Source organism: Ohtaekwangia sp. (assembly GCF_036568665.1).
Classification (GTDB): domain Bacteria; phylum Bacteroidota; class Bacteroidia; order Cytophagales; family Cyclobacteriaceae; genus Ohtaekwangia.
The window spans coordinates 48185-70174 of sequence record NZ_DATCSD010000389.1; the positions used below are offsets into that span (position 1 = coordinate 48185).

Annotated in this window: 17 protein-coding genes; 11 read left to right on the forward strand and 6 right to left on the reverse strand. The window is 43.7% G+C overall.

Annotated elements, in window-relative coordinates:
- Nucleotides 1-3: 3 nt before the first annotated feature.
- The 6 genes from VIN08_RS22845 (at nucleotide 4) to VIN08_RS22870 (ending at nucleotide 5851) form a co-directional block, all read left to right on the forward strand.
- On the forward strand, nucleotides 4-372 hold the full coding sequence (locus VIN08_RS22845) for a GtrA family protein (RefSeq protein WP_331970289.1): 369 nt from the start codon (nucleotides 4-6) through the stop codon (nucleotides 370-372).
- Entirely contained in the window at nucleotides 369-2957 is a 2589-nt protein-coding gene (locus VIN08_RS22850) for a DUF5686 and carboxypeptidase-like regulatory domain-containing protein (RefSeq protein WP_331970292.1), read from the forward strand. The genes VIN08_RS22845 and VIN08_RS22850 overlap by 4 nt, the downstream gene beginning before the upstream one ends.
- A gap of 51 nt (nucleotides 2958-3008) precedes the next feature.
- Nucleotides 3009-3722 carry a CDP-alcohol phosphatidyltransferase family protein gene (locus VIN08_RS22855; RefSeq protein WP_331970295.1) on the forward strand — a complete coding sequence of 238 codons (714 nt, stop codon included), beginning with the start codon at nucleotides 3009-3011 and terminating at the stop codon, nucleotides 3720-3722.
- Nucleotides 3723-3727: 5 nt separating this feature from the next.
- Nucleotides 3728-4285, forward strand: coding sequence for a DUF4833 domain-containing protein (locus VIN08_RS22860; protein ID WP_331970298.1), 558 nt, complete (start codon nucleotides 3728-3730; stop codon nucleotides 4283-4285).
- Between the two features lie 5 nt (nucleotides 4286-4290).
- Nucleotides 4291-4908, forward strand: coding sequence for a sterol desaturase family protein (locus VIN08_RS22865; RefSeq protein ID WP_331970301.1), 618 nt, complete (start codon nucleotides 4291-4293; stop codon nucleotides 4906-4908).
- Nucleotides 4909-4987: 79 nt separating this feature from the next.
- The gene (locus VIN08_RS22870; RefSeq protein WP_331970304.1) at nucleotides 4988-5851 is read left to right on the forward strand and encodes a phosphatase PAP2 family protein; all 864 of its coding nucleotides are present in this window, start codon (nucleotides 4988-4990) and stop codon (nucleotides 5849-5851) included.
- A 15-nt stretch (nucleotides 5852-5866) separates the two neighbouring features.
- On the opposite strand, the gene VIN08_RS22875 is transcribed toward VIN08_RS22870, so the two are convergent.
- From VIN08_RS22875 to VIN08_RS22890, 4 genes are all read right to left on the reverse strand, one after another.
- Entirely contained in the window at nucleotides 5867-6511 is a 645-nt protein-coding gene (locus tag VIN08_RS22875; protein ID WP_331970306.1) for a hypothetical protein, read from the reverse strand.
- The gene (locus VIN08_RS22880) at nucleotides 6498-7481 is read right to left on the reverse strand and encodes a lipid A deacylase LpxR family protein (protein ID WP_331970308.1); all 984 of its coding nucleotides are present in this window, start codon (nucleotides 7479-7481) and stop codon (nucleotides 6498-6500) included. Before VIN08_RS22880 ends, VIN08_RS22875 begins: the two co-directional genes overlap by 14 nt.
- A gap of 748 nt (nucleotides 7482-8229) precedes the next feature.
- A complete protein-coding gene (locus tag VIN08_RS22885; protein ID WP_331970311.1) occupies nucleotides 8230-8817 on the reverse strand; it encodes a TetR/AcrR family transcriptional regulator in 588 nt (195 codons plus the stop codon).
- A 374-nt stretch (nucleotides 8818-9191) separates the two neighbouring features.
- Entirely contained in the window at nucleotides 9192-9989 is a 798-nt protein-coding gene (locus VIN08_RS22890) for a M57 family metalloprotease (protein WP_331970314.1), read from the reverse strand.
- A gap of 129 nt (nucleotides 9990-10118) precedes the next feature.
- Between VIN08_RS22890 and VIN08_RS22895 the strand changes: the two genes are divergently transcribed.
- From VIN08_RS22895 to VIN08_RS22915, 5 genes are all read left to right on the forward strand, one after another.
- Complete coding sequence (locus tag VIN08_RS22895; RefSeq protein ID WP_331970317.1) at nucleotides 10119-12914, forward strand: S8 family peptidase; 2796 nt, start codon at nucleotides 10119-10121, stop codon at nucleotides 12912-12914.
- Between the two features lie 76 nt (nucleotides 12915-12990).
- Complete coding sequence (locus VIN08_RS22900; protein WP_331970320.1) at nucleotides 12991-13722, forward strand: VIT1/CCC1 transporter family protein; 732 nt, start codon at nucleotides 12991-12993, stop codon at nucleotides 13720-13722.
- Between the two features lie 111 nt (nucleotides 13723-13833).
- Nucleotides 13834-14502, forward strand: coding sequence for a phosphoribosyltransferase (locus VIN08_RS22905; RefSeq protein ID WP_331970323.1), 669 nt, complete (start codon nucleotides 13834-13836; stop codon nucleotides 14500-14502).
- 117 nt (nucleotides 14503-14619) lie between these two features.
- Complete coding sequence (locus tag VIN08_RS22910) at nucleotides 14620-16917, forward strand: GH92 family glycosyl hydrolase (RefSeq protein ID WP_331970326.1); 2298 nt, start codon at nucleotides 14620-14622, stop codon at nucleotides 16915-16917.
- A gap of 255 nt (nucleotides 16918-17172) precedes the next feature.
- Nucleotides 17173-19464 (forward strand): GH92 family glycosyl hydrolase, encoded by a 2292-nt coding sequence (locus VIN08_RS22915; RefSeq protein WP_331970329.1) that lies wholly within the window; start codon nucleotides 17173-17175, stop codon nucleotides 19462-19464.
- 226 nt (nucleotides 19465-19690) lie between these two features.
- Here VIN08_RS22915 and VIN08_RS22920 read toward each other — a convergent pair whose 3' ends face one another.
- Both VIN08_RS22920 and VIN08_RS22925 read right to left on the reverse strand, forming a co-directional pair.
- A complete protein-coding gene (locus tag VIN08_RS22920; RefSeq protein WP_331970332.1) occupies nucleotides 19691-21394 on the reverse strand; it encodes a GMC family oxidoreductase in 1704 nt (567 codons plus the stop codon).
- 4 nt (nucleotides 21395-21398) lie between these two features.
- Complete coding sequence (locus VIN08_RS22925) at nucleotides 21399-21944, reverse strand: gluconate 2-dehydrogenase subunit 3 family protein (protein WP_331970335.1); 546 nt, start codon at nucleotides 21942-21944, stop codon at nucleotides 21399-21401.
- Nucleotides 21945-21990: the final 46 nt, after the last annotated feature.

Consider the following 21990-nt stretch of genomic DNA (forward strand, 5'->3'; position numbering starts at 1 on the left):
GGTATGCAAACTTTTATAAAAGCGCAAGGCGCATCTTTCTTTGCCTGGCTGGTAGATACCGCAGTAATGATTCTCTTTGTAGAGATCGTAAGGCTGCCCTATACCGTATCCAGTGTAAGTGGAAATATAGCCGGTGCAGTAACACATTTTGCAATCGGACGAGGATGGGTATTTAATTCAGATAAAGCAATTGTATACCAGATCATCCGCTATGGATTGGTTTGGATCGGGTATGTATTTCTGACAACCTTTTTGGTTTTTGTTTTTACGGATCACCTGAAAGTAAATTATCTCGTTTCAAAAGTAACGGCCTCCGTATTGACCAGCGTTGTGTATACATATCCCATGCAGAAATATTTTGTATTCAAATGAGCTTAGTTCAGGACACGATAAAATTGTTGATAGAAAGACGGAGATGGTTGATCCTGTGCTTGCTTTTACCTTGCGCAACGGTATCTCTATATGCGCAAACGCAAACGACCGTAACCGGTACTATTACCGATAAAGATACTAAAGATCCCATTCCATTTGTGAACGTGATCTTTGCCGGTACTTCCGTTGGTACAGTATCGGATGTGAACGGGACTTACAAGATACACACAACGGAAGCCTACACGCAGGTTCAATTCTCGTTCATCGGTTATAAAACCATTACGCGTAACATAAAGAATGGTGAAGCCAATGTGTTGAACGTACGCCTCGAACCTGAAGCTACTGTATTAAAAGAAATTGAAGTAACAGGCGATAACAGAAAAGAACGTTATCGTAACAAGAATAACCCGGCCGTTGACCTTGTGCGCGAAATGATCGAACACAAAGAGCAGAACCGGATGAGCAGCTATAACTACCTGGAATACGAAGAGTATGAAAAGCTGCAGATGTCGCTCAGCAACGTTTCTGATAAATTCAAACAACGTAAACTCTTCAAGAAGTATAAATGGCTCTTCGATAATGTTGATTCTACTTCTATTGAAGGAAAAATACTACTGCCTATATATCTGCAGGAGACACTGTCGGATAAGTACTATAGAAAATCTCCCGAGAAGAAACGTACTGTAAAGAAAGCGCATCAGAAAGTAAGCTTCGATGATTATGTTGATAATCAGGGATTGAGCACGTATCTGAACTACCTGTATAACGACATAGATATTTATAATAATAACATTACCATTCTTACCAACCAGTTCCTCAGCCCGATTGCGGACTTGTCGCCTACTTTCTATAAATTTTATATAACCGATACCATTAAAGATGTAACTCCGAAATTGGCCGAGCTGGTGTTTGTACCGCGCGATGCAGGAGGATTCCTCTTTCAGGGAAAGATCTATGTTACACTCGATAGTAACTATGCTGTGCAGAAGGTTGATATGACAGTGAATAAAAACATTAACCTCAACTGGGTACGCGAGCTATATATACAACAGGATTTTGAAAAAGGCGATGACAACAAATATCACGTAGTGAAAAGTCGCATGCGTGCTGACTTTGGTATATCGAAAGATCGGGGAGGTATATATGGCGAGCGAACGGTATCGTATAAGAATTTTACCATCAACCATCCGCGCTCCGATAGCTTTTATGAGGCAGAAGAAGGCGCAGCAGCGGCACTCTCGCCCGATACGAATGCCAATGAACAATACTGGTCGCAGCATCGCCATGATTCATTGTCGCATGCCGAATCCAAAGTATACCAGAATATAGATAGCTTACAGAAAATGCCCTCGTTCAGGCGCACTATGGATATAGCCACGTTGTTACTCGCGGGCTATAAGAACTTCCGCTGGTGGGAACTCGGGCCGGTAAATACATTCTATAGTTTTAACCCGGTAGAAGGATTCAGGCTTCGTGTAGGCGGGCGAACTACTACGAAGTTAAGTGAGCGACTATATTTCGAAACGTATGGAGCTTATGGCTTTAAAGACAAGCGTTGGAAGTATTACCTCGGTGCCACGTATTCCTTTACCGGTAAATCGATCTGGCAGTTCCCGGTAAAATCGCTGCGGGTAAGTTTTCAACACGACATGAAGATTCCCGGACAGGAACTTCAGTTTATACAGGAGGACAACTTCTTACTTTCCTTCAAGCGTGGTGTAAACGACAAGTGGTTATACAACGACATCTGGAATGTTGAATACCTCAATGAGTTCGACAGTCATTTCTCTTACCGGCTTGGATTCAAGAACTGGAAGCAGGCACCAGCCGGTGGCTTGCAGTATAATGTGCAGGAGAGCGAAACAACACGAACCATACCGGAAGTAACAACGACTGAATTTTCATTGGAACTTCGCTGGGCTCCAAACGAACAATTCTATCAGGGTAAACTATACCGTATACCTATTCCAAACCGCTATCCTATATTTACCCTCCGTATGATCGGTGGCGTAAAAGGATTGTTCGGCAGCCAGTATAACTACCAGAACGTGGCACTCAATATTTACAAGCGCGTATATCTTTCGCAGTTTGGCTATACCGACATTGTTACAGAAGGTGGGTATATATTTGGAAAAGTACCATTCCCGCTGTTGGCTATTCACCGTGCCAACCAAACATACTCATATCAGCTGCAGTCATATAACTTAATGAACTTCCTCGAGTTTGTGAGTGATAAATATGTGAGCGTAAGCTTCGATCACTACTTCAATGGATTTATTTTCAACAAGATTCCGTTGTTCAAGAAATTGAAATGGCGCGAGGTTATGACCTTCAAGATATTGTATGGAAGCATACGCAACGAAAACAATCCGCAGTATAACAATGCCCAGTTCCTGTTCCCGGTAAACAGCGAGGGAGTAACCACAACATACTCGCTGCAGAAGGAACCTTATATGGAAGCCAGTGTCGGCATAGCCAACATCTTCAAGTTGCTGCGCTTCGATCTGGTAAAAAGATTATCGTATTACGATCACCCCGAAGTGGCCAAGTGGGGAATCAGAGGAAGATTCAAATTTGACTTTTAATATAGCGTACGTATGAGTGAGGTAGCACACAAGTCTTTAAATAATACAGGTATGGAAAGACAACCGATCCGAATTGTTCTTCAGCAGCTTATCTATAAAGTCATAAATCCTATTGTAAAGTTTTTGATACGCATAGGGTTCACGCCCAATGCGGTTACTACTACAGGTTTGCTATTGAATGTAGGCGTAGCTGTTATTTTTATTTTAGGAGCAGAGGAGGGGAACCGTGGCGACCTTTCGTATGTTGGCTGGGCAGGAGGCCTCATTTTGTTTGCAGGTCTTTTTGATATGCTGGATGGCCAGGTAGCACGATTGGGAAACATGAGCTCTACTTTCGGAGCGTTGTACGATTCGGTACTGGATCGCTACAGCGAACTCATTATGTTCCTCGGTATATGTTATTATCTTATCGGGCATCATTATTTTCTCAGTTCCTTGTTCGCCTTCATCGCGCTTATAGGTTCTATGATGGTGAGCTATGTGCGTGCACGTGCAGAGGGTCTTGGTATAGAATGTAAAGGTGGATTGATGCAACGTCCTGAACGTGTAGTAACAGTAGGTGTAACAGCGATTGCTTGTGGTATAACAGCAAGCCTTATCGGTGGTGACTATAAATTATTTATACCGGGTATTCCGTTCCATGTATTTGAAACGATATCCATTTTCACTTTTCCATTAACGATAATGGCTGTCCTTACGAACATCACCGCCATCAACAGGTTGCGTGAATCGAAGAAGGCACTGGAAATAAAAGAAATGAAATAATAGCGATGATCAGTTTTCTTATCAGTCTGTTCTTTGTTGGTGCATTAACATCCGATCCGGTTGTTACGGAAGAGTCCTGCGTTTGCAAGAATCAGGAAACATTTCCGGTGCCTCCGTCAGATCAGAAGACGTTATTCTATATTCAGCGTACACCCAATACCAACACCATTATGTATGCGCTCAATATAGAAAGTGATGGTAAACTGAATGAAGATGAACCGGTGCATCCATATTGGATACGTTACCAGGAAGAAGGACAACGCGAAGAGCTATCGTATATACAGCGTAACTATGCTTACGGACTGAAGACGGAGGATATGGGCAACGGTAAATTTGAATTGCGTTTTGTGTCGTATAAAAAAATGCCGTTCTATTTAGTAAAGTCTTCACGCGATAACCAGTATCATATTCATGCTACAATCAATAAAAAGAAGATAGAAGTATCGCGCGTATTTTTGCAGATCGAAGGAGGTACCTTCTGGTTGCCGAATGTAGTGTGTGCTGAAGTAAAAGGAGTAGACCCTGATACCGGCAGCGAGATAGTTGAACGATTTAAACCATAAGTGCAATGAAGAAAACTTTTGTTTCCAATTCGCAGGAGTCAACCCGGATGTTCAAGAGTGATTTCCTCGAAGCCTTTTCGAAAGTACATTTCACTGTACCTCTCTATATATTCATACCCGTTATAGTATATTTCTCCTGGAGAGCATTTGCCGTAGCGAATAATACCATACTGGTTTTTATAGCAAGTTTTGCAGCGGGACTTTTCTTCTGGACGCTTACTGAATATGCGCTTCACCGTTTTGTATTTCACTTTGTACCAAAATCAAAATGGGGATTGCGTCTTCATTTTATATTCCACGGTGTTCACCATGATTATCCCAACGATCGTTTACGTCTCGTAATGCCTCCATCGGTAAGTATACCTTTGGCTACCGCATTTTACTTTTTATTTTTGTGGTTGATCCCTGTCGGATATGTATATGGTTTCTTTGCCGCCTTCATTACCGGGTATTTGATATATGATATATCGCATTATGCCATGCATCATTTTACGTTCAGAAATCCGATCATGAAAAAGATCAAGCAACACCACATGCAGCATCATTATGCTGAGCCCGATAGAGGATATGGTGTAAGCTCGGCATTATGGGATAAGATATTCCGATCCGATTTTGAGAAATAATACCAAAGACCTGAATCCACCTCCCTTGAACGTTACACTTCGGCATGTTTTAATAGCATGCACTGTTTCCCTAGCATACTTGCTCTTATCATGGTTACTGATCGGTTTTAAGACAGATCAGTTGTTTCTCGCTTGTTTGTTTAGTGTTCTATACCTCGCTACATCTACCTCGAGGCGTTTCATTCTCGGCTTCTCGATCTTCATTGTATACTGGATCATTTATGACTATATGAAAGCATTTCCGAATTATGCTTTCAACCTTGTTCACATCAAGGATCTGTACGATGCAGAGAAGAGTATATTTGGTATTGTACAGGGTAGTACACTGCTTACTCCCAATGAGTTTTGGCAACAACACAGTTTTACTATACTGGATGTATTAACCGGTATATTTTACTTATGTTGGATACCCGTACCACTCTTGTTTGCCGGCTATCTTTTCTATCGCGATAAAGGACAGTTTCTGGAATTTGCCCTTACATTTTTATTGGTGAACCTGCTGGGCTTTGTTGTATACTATTTATATCCTGCCGCACCTCCCTGGTATGTGCAGAATTTTGGTTTTGATTTCAACCCGGCTACACCCGGTAATACGGCAGGTCTTATTCGTTTCGACCAGTTCTTTAACGTACATATATTCTCTTCGCTCTATGCAAAAGGCTCGAATGTATTTGCGGCCATGCCTTCCCTGCATTCTGCCTATCCGTTAATTGTTACCTATGTGGGTATCAAGTACAGAGCAGGATGGCTCAATGCAATTTTTGTGGTGATCACAGTGGGGATATGGTTTGCAGCAGTATATACTTCGCATCACTATGTGCTGGATGTATTAGCAGGTATATTGACAGCCTCTATTGGTATAGCCGGTTTTCAATGGTTGCAAAAGAGTAACAGATTCAGCCGATGGATGAATCGTTACCGTGATGCCATCACGCAACAGTAATTACGTCTATGTATTTCAGATACGGATAGCCGATTCTGCCTCCAGCAATGTAAACGTATCGTAAATAATACGCTTGGCCGATTCGATGGAGATCTCCAATGTGTGTGCTATAGCTTCGTAATTTTTCCCTTTTATTAATAGTGATGTTGCTATCGCCTGCTGCTCGTTGAAAAGGTGGCTGTAAGCCATATATACTTCATGCAGGTCTTCTGCAATAGCAGCACTGATCACCAAACCACCATGAAATATACTTTCCAGGGTTATGTCGCAATCTTCCAAAAAGGCCTCATGCAAAATATAGCCTCCGGCACTTAGTCGTAATGCTGTAAGCAGATCTCCCGGTTTATTCTGATCGTGAAGGATAACGATATTGGTAAAAGGAATTTTACTCTTCAGAATAGTGAACTTCCGGAATGTTTCATAATCATGTAAAGGAACATCTGCAATAAATAATGTTGCCTGATCACGCGCTATTCTTGGCAAAGCTTCTGCTATAGAACGATAATAGTTTGCCACTACCCACTCCGTTGTATTCTCGATCGCTTCAATAATGCGTTTTAACAGGAGTGGGTTACTTTCCAGCACAACAACTCGCTTCTTCATGTCGCTGTTTCCTTTTTGTCGGGCTATAGAGATATCGGTGTGATTATAGTCGTACATAGAGCGATATATTTCCAACGGCTTGTCCTGGAAGAGTCCTGGCAAAAGAAGACAGTATCTTATAGGTGAATGAAGCGCCAATACCCTGGTAGGCAATCACGCCACCCATATCCAGACACGTCATGTGATGGTGCGGCTCCAGGCTCGGATCTGAATTTTTCTTTTCCGGATTGCGATCGCCCTTAAATATACCTCCGTGAAATATATTGCCTTCGATCATAGTGTTGTGTGCCATGGCTCCGATGGACGGCTGCACGAATATATAGGCTTTCAGTTTTTCACCTCCCGGCATAGCCGTAAACTGATCCATGTAGCCGGTAAAGTAGCCAGGCATTTTCCCTACACGAATAGTAGTATGTGCTGCAATGCCATTCATCATGGTTCCGACAAACATATCACCACCGTAAATGATTTCGAAGTGGCGTTTCTCGATCAGCGATTTTTCATACTTCAAATTCACATTCAGCAACAAGGCGGAAGATAGCTGGTGATCCCAGCCCATAGGTTTCGGACTGTTGGTGAGTTTATGTACATACGTCTGCGTCTGTCGGGCAAAAGCATAACGCCCCATAATGCCGGCAATCCATTCGGTTTGGATCAGGTATTTCTTTACAGGATTAGACGAGTGTAATGCATGAGATATATAGAGCGATCCAGAATAGCGATAATCGTGTGGATCAGGTTCTGTGGCCGAAAGATTAGAAGGTGTTATCATCGATTGCATAAATCCCCAGCTATAGGTATTTACACTACTGTCGCCTGCTTTCAGCAACAGGCTGTTCAGGATGGTCTGCGGTTTTTTATGGCGTTGATAGTATAGATCGAATCGACTTCCATTAGTATAGCCCCTGTCGGAATTGTGCAGGGTAAAAAGATCGTTTTCTTCGTAGAGGCGGAGTAACTTAGGAGGTTGCGTTTGCGCGAGGACGACTGTAGAGGTCATCATCACAAGTAATATAGCGGCACGCATGGATGAGAGATGTAAAGAGTGTAAGCAAATAGTGTTGGTTAATGATGTATTGTATATATGTGGGGTGCGAATTGAACAGACAGTGTTCAAACCATGGACCAGCCTCCGGCATTGTATATATTGCCGCTGGTCCTGCAAAATCAAAGGGGCACGTAGTTATACGGTTATAGTCGTCCGGCCTTCCGGCTTATTGTAGCAAGCGTAGTATATTTCTCTTTCATTGATGATAATCTTTTCGTTTTTTCCTTCAAACACTTTGTTGGAAGTATATGAAGATATCACCGGCTGCAGCGAAATAACCCCTCTGAACACTTCTGCTGCAACCGATATATCTCTTTCCAACTTCACCTAAGTTTTTGAAAGAACATCTATATAATTTTCATCCTTCGTAAGAAGGAACGGCAACTGATACAAGGCTACCCCTAGACCTATATATGTACCAGTGCCGTATCCTAACCACCAAGGTTGAAGAAAAGTGTCAGGCTTCAGATATATTTTTTTAGTTCATCTGAACCGTAACTTTTTCATGAACACATTTCAATAAGCTTTTGTGTCTAAAACCTGCGTAGGGGTGCTGTGTGCAGGCTCAAGGCAGTATCCTATAGTATAGTTACTGAGCAAAGAGTAACTATACTGTTGTATATAGTGTAGTTAAATGCTCTTCATTGTATGTGCAGGGGGCACATGTACTATATTTGGATTATTAGACTTATATCGTATTTTAGTCGATAATAGTTTCAAAAAAAGATTATTTTTTAAAGCCGTTGGCTAACAACCCGAGAATAATCTCCAGCCTGTCGCCAATTTTCTTTATGCGGTTGTCTTCTATCAGTCCCATTTCAATGCCCCGGAAAGCATAGAGCATTACATACGCCAGGTCATCCAGGTCGCGCTCATCAATAGGTTTAAATTCCTTATTCGCGATGCCCAGTTGCAAAATGTTTTTGAGTACCTGTTGTTCTCTCGCCTCAAAGGTCTTCTTGATCTTTTTAATGAGGTTGGGATTATTGGAGATCTCTCCGAAGATGACACTATATAAAGCGGCTTTCTGCATGAGCAGTTTAATGCGATTCACCGTAAAGGTTTTCAATTTCTCTTCAGCAGTGGGCGCCTTTTCAATGGCGGTATCTGTCAGCCCCAGCACCTCTTCCATGTCTTCTTTCATCACGGCATCAAAAATCTCGTCTTTGCTGGCGTAATAATAATAGAGTGTGCTTTTTCCTTTGCCTGCAGCCTTGGCAATATCTTCCATGGTGGTCTTCAAAAAGCCATAGCGTTGAAAAAGTGTCCGTGCGGCTTTGAGAACCTCCGCCCGTATCGCTTCATCCTTTGTCATGGTCACAACTGCTGAAATTTTTTCGACTGTTAAAATTTTAGACTCTATCCGTTTTTCAGTCCAAAAATAATCGAAAACTTCTAATTGTATTAAGAATACTCTAAATTCTTCCGGCAAAGGTCATAAATTCTACATCATTGTGTAGGGGGCACACGATAAACGGAGAGTAGCGAAAGAAGGGAAAAGAGTTCGGTATGAATCTTCGGTATACTCCGAAGTAATATCAGGGTATCTGCTCAACCAGTAAAATCAATTTTTATCCGTTGAAACAACTGCCCTCTGGTAAATATTCAGAAAGTGCCGGTAAACAGTTAATGGAAAAAGGCCGCCACATTTCCTCATGGGGAACATGGCGGCCGGAGAATCAAATTAACCTAGTATACAGTTGTCAGAGCTGTTTTATCAGCTGTGGTGAACGGACGGTCTGCTCCGCTGGAACATGCCAACATATAGGAGTTAGCAGATGGACCAGTAGGCGTACCGGATATATGTATTGCTCCTACACCAGCAGAACCTTCGCTGCCACCGGTGCCGCAGCTATAACGGCGGCTCATATAGTCTGTATGACGCAGACCGATAGCGTGACCGATCTCGTGAGCGATTACCGTAGTAGCATCAGCACGTTGTGATGAGTTGTTATAGTAATACGTATTGAGCTGGATCGGGCTTGCCGGATCGCCACCACTCGGGAAGCCGGCACTGAAGCCCAGTGTTGAACTTACTTCGTAGAACGACAATATCTGAATGTCGGCAGCAGATGCACTGGTTGTTTTCTGGAAATTTAGTGTAAGGCCCAATGCATTATACCGGCTCAACGCTGTAGTGAACGCAGTTTGCATATAGGTTCCAAAACCGGCATCCATATATACATATATAGTGCGGGGTGTACCTGTCACCAGGTTAGTGGTGCGGTAATGTTCTTCATCTGCAGAAGCACCGATCGATACAGGTTCTGCCAATGAAGCAATCTGTTCTTTCGAGAGGAGTATATCATACTCTACCAGAAATTTACCATCAGGGCGCAGCGATAAACCTTCGCTGGTATCAAACCCTGCTTTTGACAATTGGACGACAACATCATTGGGGACTTCATTTTTTGCAGATTCTTGTTCCTGACAAGAGAACATGGCGCATAGAATAGCCATGCTGCATGTAGCATACATCTTTCTCATAGGCTTTAAAATTTAGGTAATGGTTAATAATGCGATCAAGTAAGGCATTTAGGTTTTACCGATCAAGTTTTTATAGGTATAAATTGAAATTTATATTTATAGATATATACTTTTGGTAAATATATACCTATGAGAACTATTGCCGTTGCTTTGTTTACAGTGTTTTATACTTCTATATATAGTCAATCTATACCCGGATTTATCCGGTATGACACTATAAATCCGGTATTGCGGAGTAATGGATATTTTACTATGAATGCCTCGCGCGAAGAAGTAAATAGACTGTTGCAATCGGGTGCTATACAATTTGCAAAAGCATTATCGGCAAATAATTACCTGTGTTTGTCTAATGGAAACGTTGAAAGCAATAATCGTTTGCAGATAAACTATATGCACAATAACCTGTGGAAGCTGGCGCCAGGCTTTATAAATCAGAATGTTGATGCAAATATACTCTCCGTGCGCGTACAAGACGTACAAGCGTTTAAACACTATTTAGATTTGCATGGTATATCCTATACTATAGAGAATATGCACGCAGCATCGAAGGTAATATATATCCGTTTTTTGCAACCAGATGCAGGTTTGAACGCACTGTTGAATTGTGATGAAGTATCATTTATAGGTCATGCTAAAAATCAGGCAAGTGAAGAGTCGTCTAACAGTTTTCAGGATATAAGTATAAATGGGGTAAATGTTGTTCATAATATATACCCGGAATTGAACGGGGAAAATTTTACACTGTCTGTAAAGGAAAACTCAATCGATAATACAGATATAGATTTGAAAGGACGCGTGCAGGAATCAGAGCTGGCTAATGAAACAACATCGCAGCATGCCAACCAAATGGCCACCATTATAGCCGGAGGTGGTAATACGATGCCCAACACAAAAGGTGTAGTCTGGAAGAGTCATGTCGCCTCATCCAGCTTTGACAATTTGTTGCCTGACGATAACGCTGTGTTGCAGGGACAAGGTATTTCTGTTCAAAATCATTCATATGGTGTTACGATCGAGAATATATATGGAGCTGAAGCACGTGCCTACGATGTGAGCATGAATGAAGATCCAGCTATACTTCATGTGTTCTCGGCCGGAAATTCGGGAGCGGAGGTAAGTACTACCGGTATATATGCCGGAATACCCGGATATGCTAATCTGACGGGTAATATGAAGATGGCCAAAAATATACTGGTGGTAGGTGCTACCGGTAAAGATAACACCATCGATGCGCGTAACTCCGGTGGTCCTGCGTATGACGGACGCATTAAGCCGGAGCTTGTGGCCTACGGACCCGAAGGTACTTCAGATGCTGCTGCGATGGTATCGGGCATCAGTGCTCTGATACAGCACGCATATCAAAACACCTATAAGGTTCGTCCACCAGCAGCGCTGGTAAAAGCTATATTAATAGCCTCGGCCGATGATATTGGTAAAGAAGGTATCGACTATATATCCGGTTATGGAGCTGTAAATGCAGACAGGGCTGTTCGTCTTGTAAAAGCTCAGACACTTATCAGCGATACCATAAAACAAAACAGCGCAAAGCAATTCTCGATTACTGTACCGGCTGACATCCATACTTTGCGTCTGGCCGTTGTCTGGAATGATCCGGCAGCGGAAGCAGGCGATGCTGCTGCGCTGATAAATGATCTTGACAGTAAAATTACTTTTGGCGGTAAGCAATGGTTGCCGTGGATATTGCATCACTATCCTCATATAGATTCCCTGGCATTGCCTGCTTCGCGAAAAGAAGATCACTTGAATAATATAGAGTATATAACCATTGACGATCCGCAGGCGGGTATATATACATTGGATATTGCGGCTCCGACACTCACGAATGCTGCACAGGAAGTTCATATAGCTTATTGGCTTGACACTGCGAATGTTTTTCGCTGGACGTATCCGACTGCGATTGATGCAACGGAGGCTGGAAGCGATATATACTTTCGATGGAATACGTCCTATACCGGAACAGCCGCGATCGAAGTAAATATAGACAACACAGGTTTTACAGAGATTGCCGGCTCGGTAAATCTTGCCGACCGATTTTATACCTGGACTGCCCCCGAAGGATTACACACAGCGACTGCCCGTATAAAGATAGGAGGTATATATTTTACTTCCGATGAATTTACCATCGCGCCATCCATGCCACTGAAAGTAGGTTTTAATTGTACTGATAACGTAATGTTGAATTGGAATGCGATTCCCAATGCAGAGCAATATCAACTATGGAAGTTAGGCGAGCAATACCTGGAGCCGGTTACACTTACTACCGACACAGCCTATATTTTTGAAAAACAGCTGACCCCTTCGCTATACTATGCCGTGGCCCCGGTAATACAAGGTAAAACGGCTTTGCACGGATTAACCTATCGATACGATGAACAAGGTGTAAATTGTTATTACAGCACGTTCTCGGCTTTACTTACCGAGGCAAATGTATCGCAGCTTTCATTGGAGTTGAGCACAACCTATAATATAGCGAATGTAACATTTCAGAAGGAACAGGATGGAGTATATATGGCATTGAATGAAGTTTCTGCGATCAATGGCACTGTATATGAATATACCGATGCAACATTACAACGTGGCACCAATCATTATCGAGTACAAATACAATTGAATGATGGCACCAGTATTTATACCGAAGTAGCGGAGATATACTATAGCGATGATCAGACCTTTACGGTATATCCCAACCCGGTAGATGCTTTAAAACAGGAAGTAGTGCTGCTCACGGATGGCGATGATCTGGCGATCGAATTTTATGATGCCAACGGCAAGGTATCGAAGCGGGAAATAGTGTACGGATCGTTCTTCCGGTTTCCGGTTACTGACCTCCGGCAGGGATTATACTTTTATCGAATCTTTCGTCATGCCAAGCCCGTAGCGTCCGGCCGGTTGGTGGTGAAGTAAAGCATCACGGTTATTTTAGCAGGTATGTGTTTCGCTGCAGATCCCTCTTTATATTTGATGAAGATAATGGCAGCGTATGGAAATTGAATTGAACGACTCCGAGCATACCAAGAGTTCCTGGACTAACCGATTCGAAAAGTATCTTCCGGAACTGGTGTATGGATCGATTGATGGTATTGTTACCACTTTTGCTGTTGTAGCCGGAGCAGCCGGAGCAAACCTGAACATCAATATTATACTCATCCTCGGCATGGCTAATCTTATTGCAGACGGACTCTCTATGTCGATAGGGAGTTATCTCTCCAACAAATCCGAACAGGATAATTATCAGAAGCATCTTCGTATAGAAGCCTGGGAGATTGAAAACATGCCCGATGTAGAACGACAGGAAGTAGAACTCATCTATAGGAACAAAGGCTTTGAAGGCAAAGAACTGGAAATGGTTGTGAACCGCATTACTTCCAACAAGCAAGTATGGCTGGATACGATGATGAAAGATGAGCTGGGATTATCCGAACATAAAAAATCTCCCTTGAAGTCCGGGCTCTCTACATTGTCAGCATTTATTATAGCAGGAGCTATACCGCTTGTTGCTTATTTCATTACCTATAGCGGTGGTGCAGGCATGAGTCCGTTCCTGGTATCATCGATCGTAACGTTACTCACCTTTATTTTTATAGGCTATATCAAAACCTATGTAACACAAGCGAGCCTTCTTCGCAGTATCACGGAAACATTAGTACTGGGAACAGCTGCTGCCATGGCTGCTTACCTGCTGGGCGATTACCTCGAGAAACTACTCACATAATAAATGTGTACACGTGCTTTGCAATGCATGTTGAAGCACGCAAATAAACTGTCGGTATAGCTACGTTGCGCTCATGGGAAAGCGCTAACTTTCTTGTGAGTTCAACGCTGCATGGTACGGGAAGATATTGCTTTATATGACCGTGTACATGCGGGCCATCTGCTCGCCCGCAAACTGGTAATGCATCAGCATTCGCAAAGCATGATCGTGGCACTGGCGCATGGGGGTGCCGTTGTAGGTTTTGAGATAGCACAAGCCCTGGCACTTTCTTTTGATGTACTGCCTTGTCGCAAGATTAAACATCCCGGTAACAGTTCACAGATTATTGGTTCCGTCAGTATAGAAGATGTATTGATCTATGAAGACATCCTTCACATTCCACAAGACTATATATACCATCAGATTATGCTGGCGCGCATTGGCATCGAACGGGAGTATAATTTTTACTATGCCAATCAACCGCGTCCGTCTTTTACAGGAAAGACCGTCATTGTTGTAGACGATGTGCTGGAAGAGAGTGCAGCTGTGCTGGCATGTGTACGCAGCATTCGTAAACATAAACCTGCACAACTGGTAGTGGCCGTTCCGCTTGTAAAACCGGAAGTGCTCGAACACCTGACGAAAGAAGCAGACGACATAGTATTTCTTCGCTGTGAGGCCGGTGCCGATTCGCTTCGCACACTCTATACCGAGCTGCCGACCATTAAAGAGGATGAGGTAAGGGCCCTTCTGGTTAGGGCAAAGACTCCGCAGACCAAAAGCCTATACTCTTTATTATAGGCACACGGAAAAACGCACGGCAGTCTGTGTGAATAAAATATAGCCGGTAACATAGGTTCTTGCTCCGTGGGTCAGAGAAGTTGATGGGATTTACATTCCCGTTTAATATTTTCGTGTATGATATCCCGCATACTCTCCGGCTGCTTACTGGCAGTCGCACTTTCTGTTCCGGTATTCGCACAGGAAGTAACAAAACCCTCTTCAGATCTTACGGAATATGTAGACCCCATTATTGGTACAGCATCATCGCCCGAACTCTCCAATGGCAATACTTATCCTGCTATTGCTTTACCGTGGGGCATGAACTTCTGGATGCCACAAACCGGAAAGATGGGAAGCGGCTGGGCCTATACGTATGATGGCACGCGCATCAAAGGTTTCAAACAAACACATCAGCCTTCTCCGTGGATGAACGACTATGGTCAGTTCTCCATTATGCCGGTAAATGGAAAGATCAAACTGAGTGAAGAGACTCGTGCAAGCTGGTTCTCGCACAAAGCAGAAATTGCCAAGCCTTACTACTATAGTGTTTACCTGGCAGATCATAATATTACGACAGAGATAGCGCCTACCGAACGTGCCGCTATATTTCGATTTACATTCCCTAAAACAGACTCTGCTACTATCGTAGTGGATGCTTTCAATCGTGGTTCGTATGTAAAAGTTATACCGGCTGAGAAAAAGATCATCGGCTATACCACACGCAACAGTGGTGGCGTGCCGAAGAATTTCAAAAATTACTTTGTGATGTACTTCGATAAGTCGTTTGATCTGGCCAAGACGTGGAGCAATCACCGACTTCTGGAAGGTTACGAGATCACCGCAGACCATGCCGGTGCTGTAGTTGGTTTTAAAACCAAAAAAGGTGAACAGGTACATTTGCGTGTGGCCTCTTCGTTTATCAGTATAGAGCAAGCTGAATTAAACCTGAAAGAACTGGGCAGCGATAATTTTGAGACTGTAAAACAAAAGGGTAAAGATGCCTGGAACAAAGAGCTTGGTCGTATAGCCGTAGAAGGTGGCACGATCGATCAGCTTCGTACATTCTATTCGTGTTTATACAGAGCTTTACTCTTCCCGCGCAAATTCTATGAACACGATGCTTCGGGTAAAGTGATACACTATAGTCCGTATAATGGAAATGTACTGCCTGGCTATATGTTTACCGATACAGGTTTCTGGGATACGTTCCGATCGCTGTTTCCATTCCTCAACCTGATGTATCCATCCTTGAGTGCACACATGCAGGAGGGATTGGTGAATGCCTATAAAGAAGGAGGCTGGCTGCCGGAGTGGGCGAGTCCCGGTCTGCGCAATGTAATGATCGGATCGAACTCGGCTTCCATTGTTGCCGATGCCTATATAAAAGGCATGCGTGGGTATGATGTAAATACATTGTATGAAGCCGTGCTGAAAAATTCAGAGCAGGCCGGTCCGCTTACAGCTGTAGGTCGTGCCGGAGTGCAATACTATAATACACTTGGCTATGTGCCGTATGATGTTGACATCAACGAGAATGCTGCCCGCACATTAGAGTATGCGTATGATGACTTCGCTATATATCAATTGGCAAAAGCATTGGGTCGCCCCAAGAAAGAGTTGAGCTTGTTTGCCAAGCGTTGCCAGAATTACCGGAATATATTTGATAAGCAAACCGGGTTGATGCGTGGCAAGAATAAAGATGGAAGTTTTCAATCACCCTTCAATCCTTTTAAATGGGGCGATGCATTTACCGAAGGCAATAGCTGGCACTATACGTGGTCTGTATTTCACGATGTGCAGGGTTTGATGGACCTGATGGGCGGTAAAGATAAATTTGCTTCGAAGCTTGATTCTGTATTTATACTCCCGCCTGTATTTGATGATAGTTATTACGGTGGTACGATACACGAAATTCGTGAAATGCAGATCGCTGATATGGGACAATATGCGCATGGTAACCAGCCGATACAACACATGATATACCTGTATAACTATGCAGGACAACCCTGGAAAGCACAATACTGGATTCGCGAAACGATGCGAAAATTATACCTGCCAACACCCGATGGTTACTGCGGTGATGAAGACAACGGACAAACTTCTGCGTGGTATGTTTTTTCAGCGTTAGGTTTTTATCCGGTTTGCCCTGCTACCGATCAATATATAGTGGGAACACCGCTGTTTAAAAAAGCTACACTTACGCTGGAGAACGGAAAACAAATTGTGATCAATGCTCCCAACAGCAGCGAAAGCAATCTATATATATCCGAAGCCAAATTGAATGGCGAAATATATACTAAGAACTGGCTATCGCACACAACCCTGTCGCAAGGCGCTACGCTTGATTTCACTATGCAGGCCACACCGGAAAAACAACGTGGTGTGAAGGAAGAGGATATGCCATATTCTTTTTCGAAAGACGAGAAGAAGTAGGCGTGAGGTCAAAGTTCAAGGTTTAAAGTTTAAAGTTTAAAGTAGTGCAGCATCAGTGGTGTCAGGTGTTTTGACCTGACACACGGGGAAAGGAAATATACCCTTCTTCGAGGCAGAGCAAAGCAAGAGATGAGGTATATATACTTTGCCTCTGCACCCAGTCCGGTGGAAACACCCGACTACACCAAATTCACTCTCAACCACACACTCACGGATAACGAATAACAAATAACGATTAACGGATAAACAGTTCAGATGAAATATACACTTCTCGCTTTACTGGTTCTTATACTCACAGGCAACAGTCTGCATGCGCAGGATAATCTTGTTCAATATGTAAATCCTCTTATTGGTACACATAAGATGGGACATACTTACCCGGGGGCAACCGTTCCTTTTGGGATGGTGCAGTTGAGTCCGGAGACGGATACGATTCCGTATGAGGTCGATAATCATTACAATCCGCTGGTATATAAATACTGTGCGGGATATCAGTACGATGATCCTACCATTGTAGGATTCAGCCATACACACTTCAGCGGAACGGGACATTCAGATCTGGGTGATTTCCTGATCATGCCTTCGGTTGGTAAACTTCAACTGAATCCCGGCACCGAGCAGAATCCGAAGAGTGGTTTTCGTTCTTCGTTCTCGCACAGCAATGAGGTTGCCGCACCGAACTATTATAAAGTAAAACTGGATGAAGGAAATATAGTGGCTGAATTAACCACCAGCAACCGTGTAGGATTTCATCAATATACTTTCCCTGAAGCAGGACAGGCGCACATCATCTTCGACCTGATCTATGGTATATATAATTATACCGACAAGAATGTGTGGACTTTTGTACGTGTAGAGAACGACACCCTGATCACCGGCTATCGCCAGACGAATGGCTGGGCCCGTACGCGCACAGTATATTTTGCCATGACGTTCTCTAAACCTATACAACAGTATGGTGTGAAAGATTTTTCCAATCCGCATGTATATAAGGGCTTCTGGAGAAAATTCGATCAGTCGAAGAATTTCCCCGAGGCAGCAGGCGAGCAATTGCGCATGTACTTTGACTTTAACACAACTGCGGGCGAAGCGATCAAGATAAAAGTAGCCCTGTCGCCAGTAAGCACAACGGGTGCGCTGGAGAACCTGCAGGCAGAGATACCACATTGGAATTTTGAGAAAGCAAAACTGGCCGGTCAGCAACAATGGGAAAAAGAATTGCAGCGTGTGCAGATCAAAGCCGGTACCCGCGATGATATGGTGAACTTTTATACAGCACTCTATCATACCTTCCTCGGCCCTACAACCTATATGGATGTGAATGGCCAGTATCGTGGACTCGATCAGGGTAATCATGCTGCGAGTAATTTTACAAACTATACAACGTTCTCCCTATGGGATACTTACCGCGCGTTGCATCCGCTCTTTAACATTATACAACCGAAGCGTAACTCCGATATGGTGCAGTCGATGCTGGCGCACTACGATCAGAGCGTGCATAAGATGTTACCGGTATGGTCGCATCATGCGAATGAGAACTGGTGTATGATTGGCTATCACAGTACTTCCGTTGTAGCGGATGCTATTGTAAAAGGAACTTTTCAGGGCGATGCCATGCATGCACTGAATGCCTGTATAGCCACTTCGCGTCATGGCTCGTATGATGGAATAGAATACTATATGAAATCCGGTTATGTGCCGGAAGATAAGAGCGGCTCTTCTGTTTCCAAAACGCTGGAGTATGCGTATGATGACTGGGCAATAGCACAAATGGCGAAGAAGCTGAACCGCCAGGATATATATACCGAGTATATGAAGCGTTCGCAAAACTGGAAGAATGTATATGATGCTTCCACCGGCTATATGCGACCAAAACTAAGCGATGGTACTTTCAGAAAAGAGTTTGATGTATTGAGTACACATGGCCAGGGTTTTATTGAAGGTAATGCATGGAATTATAGTTTATATGTTCCGCAAGATCCCGAGCAGATGATTGCTGTGATGGGAGGGAAGAAGCGCTTCGTTCAACATTTGGATTCATTGTTTACAATGAACTTGCCCGATGAATTTTTCGCACATACAGAAGACATAACACGCGATGGTATAATCGGTAATTATGTGCATGGCAACGAACCGGCTCACCATGTTGCATACCTTTATAACTGGACAGACCAACCGTGGAAAACGCAGGAACGCGTTCGTATGATCCTGAAGAAACAATATCATCCGGCACCGGACGGATTAGGAGGTAATGATGATTGCGGGCAGATGAGTGCCTGGTATATATTTACATCGCTCGGCTTCTACCCGGTAGCACCAGGGTCGGATCAATATGCACTGGGTAGTCCGGCTATACATTCTGCTATACTTCCATTGGAGAATGGTAAAACATTCGCGATCGAAGTGAAAAATCAGAGTGACAAGAATGTATATGTTCAGAAAGTAACGCTGAACGATAAGCCGCTCACCCGGCTATATCTCACTCACGAAGACATCACCAAAGGCGGCAAACTTGTGTTTTACATGAGTGCCAAGCCCAGGAAATAATAACACTCTTTTGAAAACCAATTGATTAGAGAGTGAATAACAGAAAACTGGACAGAAATCGCTATCTGTCCAGTTTTTACAGCGATAGTTAGCATCTGTCCAGATTTTCGTTAAAAACTGAACATTTTGATTTTATCCTTTCAGGTAAAAATAGGAGTAACAAAAAATCCACCGAATCGAATATACCGGTGGATTTTTTTATTGAAAGTAAATATATACTTGCGTCTTACGCCTTCACATTCTTTACCGCGTAGTCTACCGAGCGGGCAGAGAACGCCATATAGGTAAGGGAAGGATTTTGTGTTGATGTAGAAGTCATGCAGGCACCGTCTGTTACGAATACATTTTTGCAGGCGTGAAGCTGGTTCCATTCATTGAGCAACGAAGTTTTCGGATCGCGCCCCATACGCACACCGCCCATCTCATGTATATCAAGACCCGGAGCTTGTTTGGAGTCGAAAGTCTGAATGTTTGTGAAGCCAGCTTTGGTATACATCTCGGTAAGTTGTTCGAAGAAATCGGCAACCATCTTCTCATCGTTATTATCATAGTCGATGGAGATTTTGAGACGCGGCATGCCCCACTCATCTTTCTGTGTAGGATCAAGCGCTACATAGTTGGTTTCTTTCGGAATGGTTTCGCCCATCATGTGTGAGCCTACGCGCCATGGGCCGAGTTTGGTTTGAGCCAGTTTATCTTTCAGTGAAGTTCCAAGTCCATCGTGATCCATTTCATTATAGCGCTCGGCACCAAAGCCCGCTGCATATCCGCGAAGGAAATCTGTTTCCTGCTTATATACATTCCGGAAGCGAGGTATATATCCGCCGGTAGGCCTGCGTCCTTTGGTCATAGAGTCCATGAAGCCATCGTACTCAGCCGAGATACGTGCACGGTAATTATGGAATGCTACATATTTACCCAACAGTCCGTTATCATTACCCAAACCATTCGGGAAGCGATTAGACTTGGAGTTAAGCAGTATAAGATTTGTATTTAACGCTGCTGCATTGACAAAGATGATCGGTGCATAGTACTCCACCGTTTCTTTGGTAAGTGCATCGATCACTTGTACACCCGTTGCTTTTCCTTTGGTTTCATCGTAGATGATGGAATGAACAACCGAGTTAGGACGCAGCGTCATTTTACCGGTGCGTGCAGCCCACGGTAACGTAGATGAGTTACTGCTGAAGTATCCACCGAACGGACATCCGCGCTGGCACAGTGTTCTGTGCTGACACTGCGTACGCCCTTGCTGCAGATGTATAGGTTGTGGTTCTGTGATGTGCGCACAACGCGCCATGATCACGTGACGATTCTGATAATATTTCGCTACCTGTTCCTTGAAGTGTTTTTCAACACAGGTAAGTTCTATAGGAGGAAGAAACTCTCCATCGGGCAATTCAGGTATACCATCTTTATTACCGGATATACCGGCAAACTTTTCAACGTGGCTATACCAGGGCGCCAGATCTTTATAGCGTATCGGCCAATCCACTGCGAAGCCATCGCGCTTTGGTCCTTCAAAATCAAATTCACTCCAGCGTTGCGTTTGTCTTGCCCACAGGAGAGATTTACCACCTACCTGGTATCCGCGAATCCAGTCGAATGGTTTTTCCTGTACATACGGATGGTCATTGTCTTTCACGAAAAAGTGCATGGCATCTTCACGGAAAGCATAGCAGCGACTCACTACCGGATTCGCATCTTGTATCTCCTGCGGAATTTGTCCGCGGTGTTTAAACTCCCACGGCATCATGTTCGTGGTAGGATAATCCACGTTGTGTTTTACATCGCGGCCGCGTTCCAGCACCAGTGTTTTCAATCCGCGTTCAGTAAGTTCCTTTGCAGACCAGCCACCGCTTATACCGGAGCCAATCACGATCGCATCGTATGTGCGTTCTTTAACAGAATCTATATTCAGGTTTGCCATGAGCTTATGCGGGGTTTTGTTCAGTTACCGGTATACATCCTTTGAAGTGCGGACCGGGCACTAACTGATACGGTTTAATATCGGTAAGAAAATGTTGTGATTGCGTATAGCCTTGCACTACAAATTGGCGCGTGCGCGAGTAGAAGGTCTTGAGATCTTCCGGTAATTTTTCTGCGTCTTTCTCCAATGATGTGAGCTGTTGCAGGCGATCTTCCGGTGATGCTTTGGTAAATGATTTACCGTAAAGCTCTTTGGTTTTGTCGTTGAATGAGCGCATGCCACTCAGATATTTTTCCTGCTCTTCTTTACTGAGGCAGTCATCCACCATCACGAGCGTAAACAAATGTGCTCCTACAGTTTTTGCTCCCGGAGTATTGGTAGCAGGAATAATTGTATCCGCGATGTCAGCGAGCAGATCTTCTTCATCCCCTGTAATGTTGAGGTGGTTCAGCGCGATGGAAACTTTCTTCGGATCTACCCCACAAGCAGGCAAAAGCATAGCTCCCGCGGTTGCCATCGCCAGTTGTTTTAATACCAGACGTCTGTTCATATTTGGTTGTAGTAGGTTTATGCAATTCGAAAGATAAATCTAATGC

Bases quoted from the DNA above. Each gene is read 5' to 3' on its own strand.
- VIN08_RS22845 (WP_331970289.1), top strand. From the start codon at position 4: ATGCAAACTTTTATAAAAGCGCAAGGCGCATCTTTCTTTGCCTGGCTG.
- VIN08_RS22850 (WP_331970292.1), top strand. From the start codon at position 369: ATGAGCTTAGTTCAGGACACGATAAAATTGTTGATAGAAAGACGGAGA.
- VIN08_RS22855 (WP_331970295.1), top strand. From the start codon at position 3,009: ATGGAAAGACAACCGATCCGAATTGTTCTTCAGCAGCTTATCTATAAA.
- VIN08_RS22860 (WP_331970298.1), top strand. From the start codon at position 3,728: ATGATCAGTTTTCTTATCAGTCTGTTCTTTGTTGGTGCATTAACATCC.
- VIN08_RS22865 (WP_331970301.1), top strand. From the start codon at position 4,291: ATGAAGAAAACTTTTGTTTCCAATTCGCAGGAGTCAACCCGGATGTTC.
- VIN08_RS22875 (WP_331970306.1), bottom strand. From the start codon at position 6,511: ATGTACGACTATAATCACACCGATATCTCTATAGCCCGACAAAAAGGA.
- VIN08_RS22880 (WP_331970308.1), bottom strand. From the start codon at position 7,481: ATGCGTGCCGCTATATTACTTGTGATGATGACCTCTACAGTCGTCCTC.
- VIN08_RS22885 (WP_331970311.1), bottom strand. From the start codon at position 8,817: ATGACAAAGGATGAAGCGATACGGGCGGAGGTTCTCAAAGCCGCACGG.
- VIN08_RS22890 (WP_331970314.1), bottom strand. From the start codon at position 9,989: ATGAGAAAGATGTATGCTACATGCAGCATGGCTATTCTATGCGCCATG.
- VIN08_RS22895 (WP_331970317.1), top strand. From the start codon at position 10,119: ATGAGAACTATTGCCGTTGCTTTGTTTACAGTGTTTTATACTTCTATA.
- VIN08_RS22900 (WP_331970320.1), top strand. From the start codon at position 12,991: ATGGAAATTGAATTGAACGACTCCGAGCATACCAAGAGTTCCTGGACT.
- VIN08_RS22905 (WP_331970323.1), top strand. From the start codon at position 13,834: ATGGTACGGGAAGATATTGCTTTATATGACCGTGTACATGCGGGCCAT.
- VIN08_RS22910 (WP_331970326.1), top strand. From the start codon at position 14,620: ATGATATCCCGCATACTCTCCGGCTGCTTACTGGCAGTCGCACTTTCT.
- VIN08_RS22915 (WP_331970329.1), top strand. From the start codon at position 17,173: ATGAAATATACACTTCTCGCTTTACTGGTTCTTATACTCACAGGCAAC.
- VIN08_RS22920 (WP_331970332.1), bottom strand. From the start codon at position 21,394: ATGGCAAACCTGAATATAGATTCTGTTAAAGAACGCACATACGATGCG.
- VIN08_RS22925 (WP_331970335.1), bottom strand. From the start codon at position 21,944: ATGAACAGACGTCTGGTATTAAAACAACTGGCGATGGCAACCGCGGGA.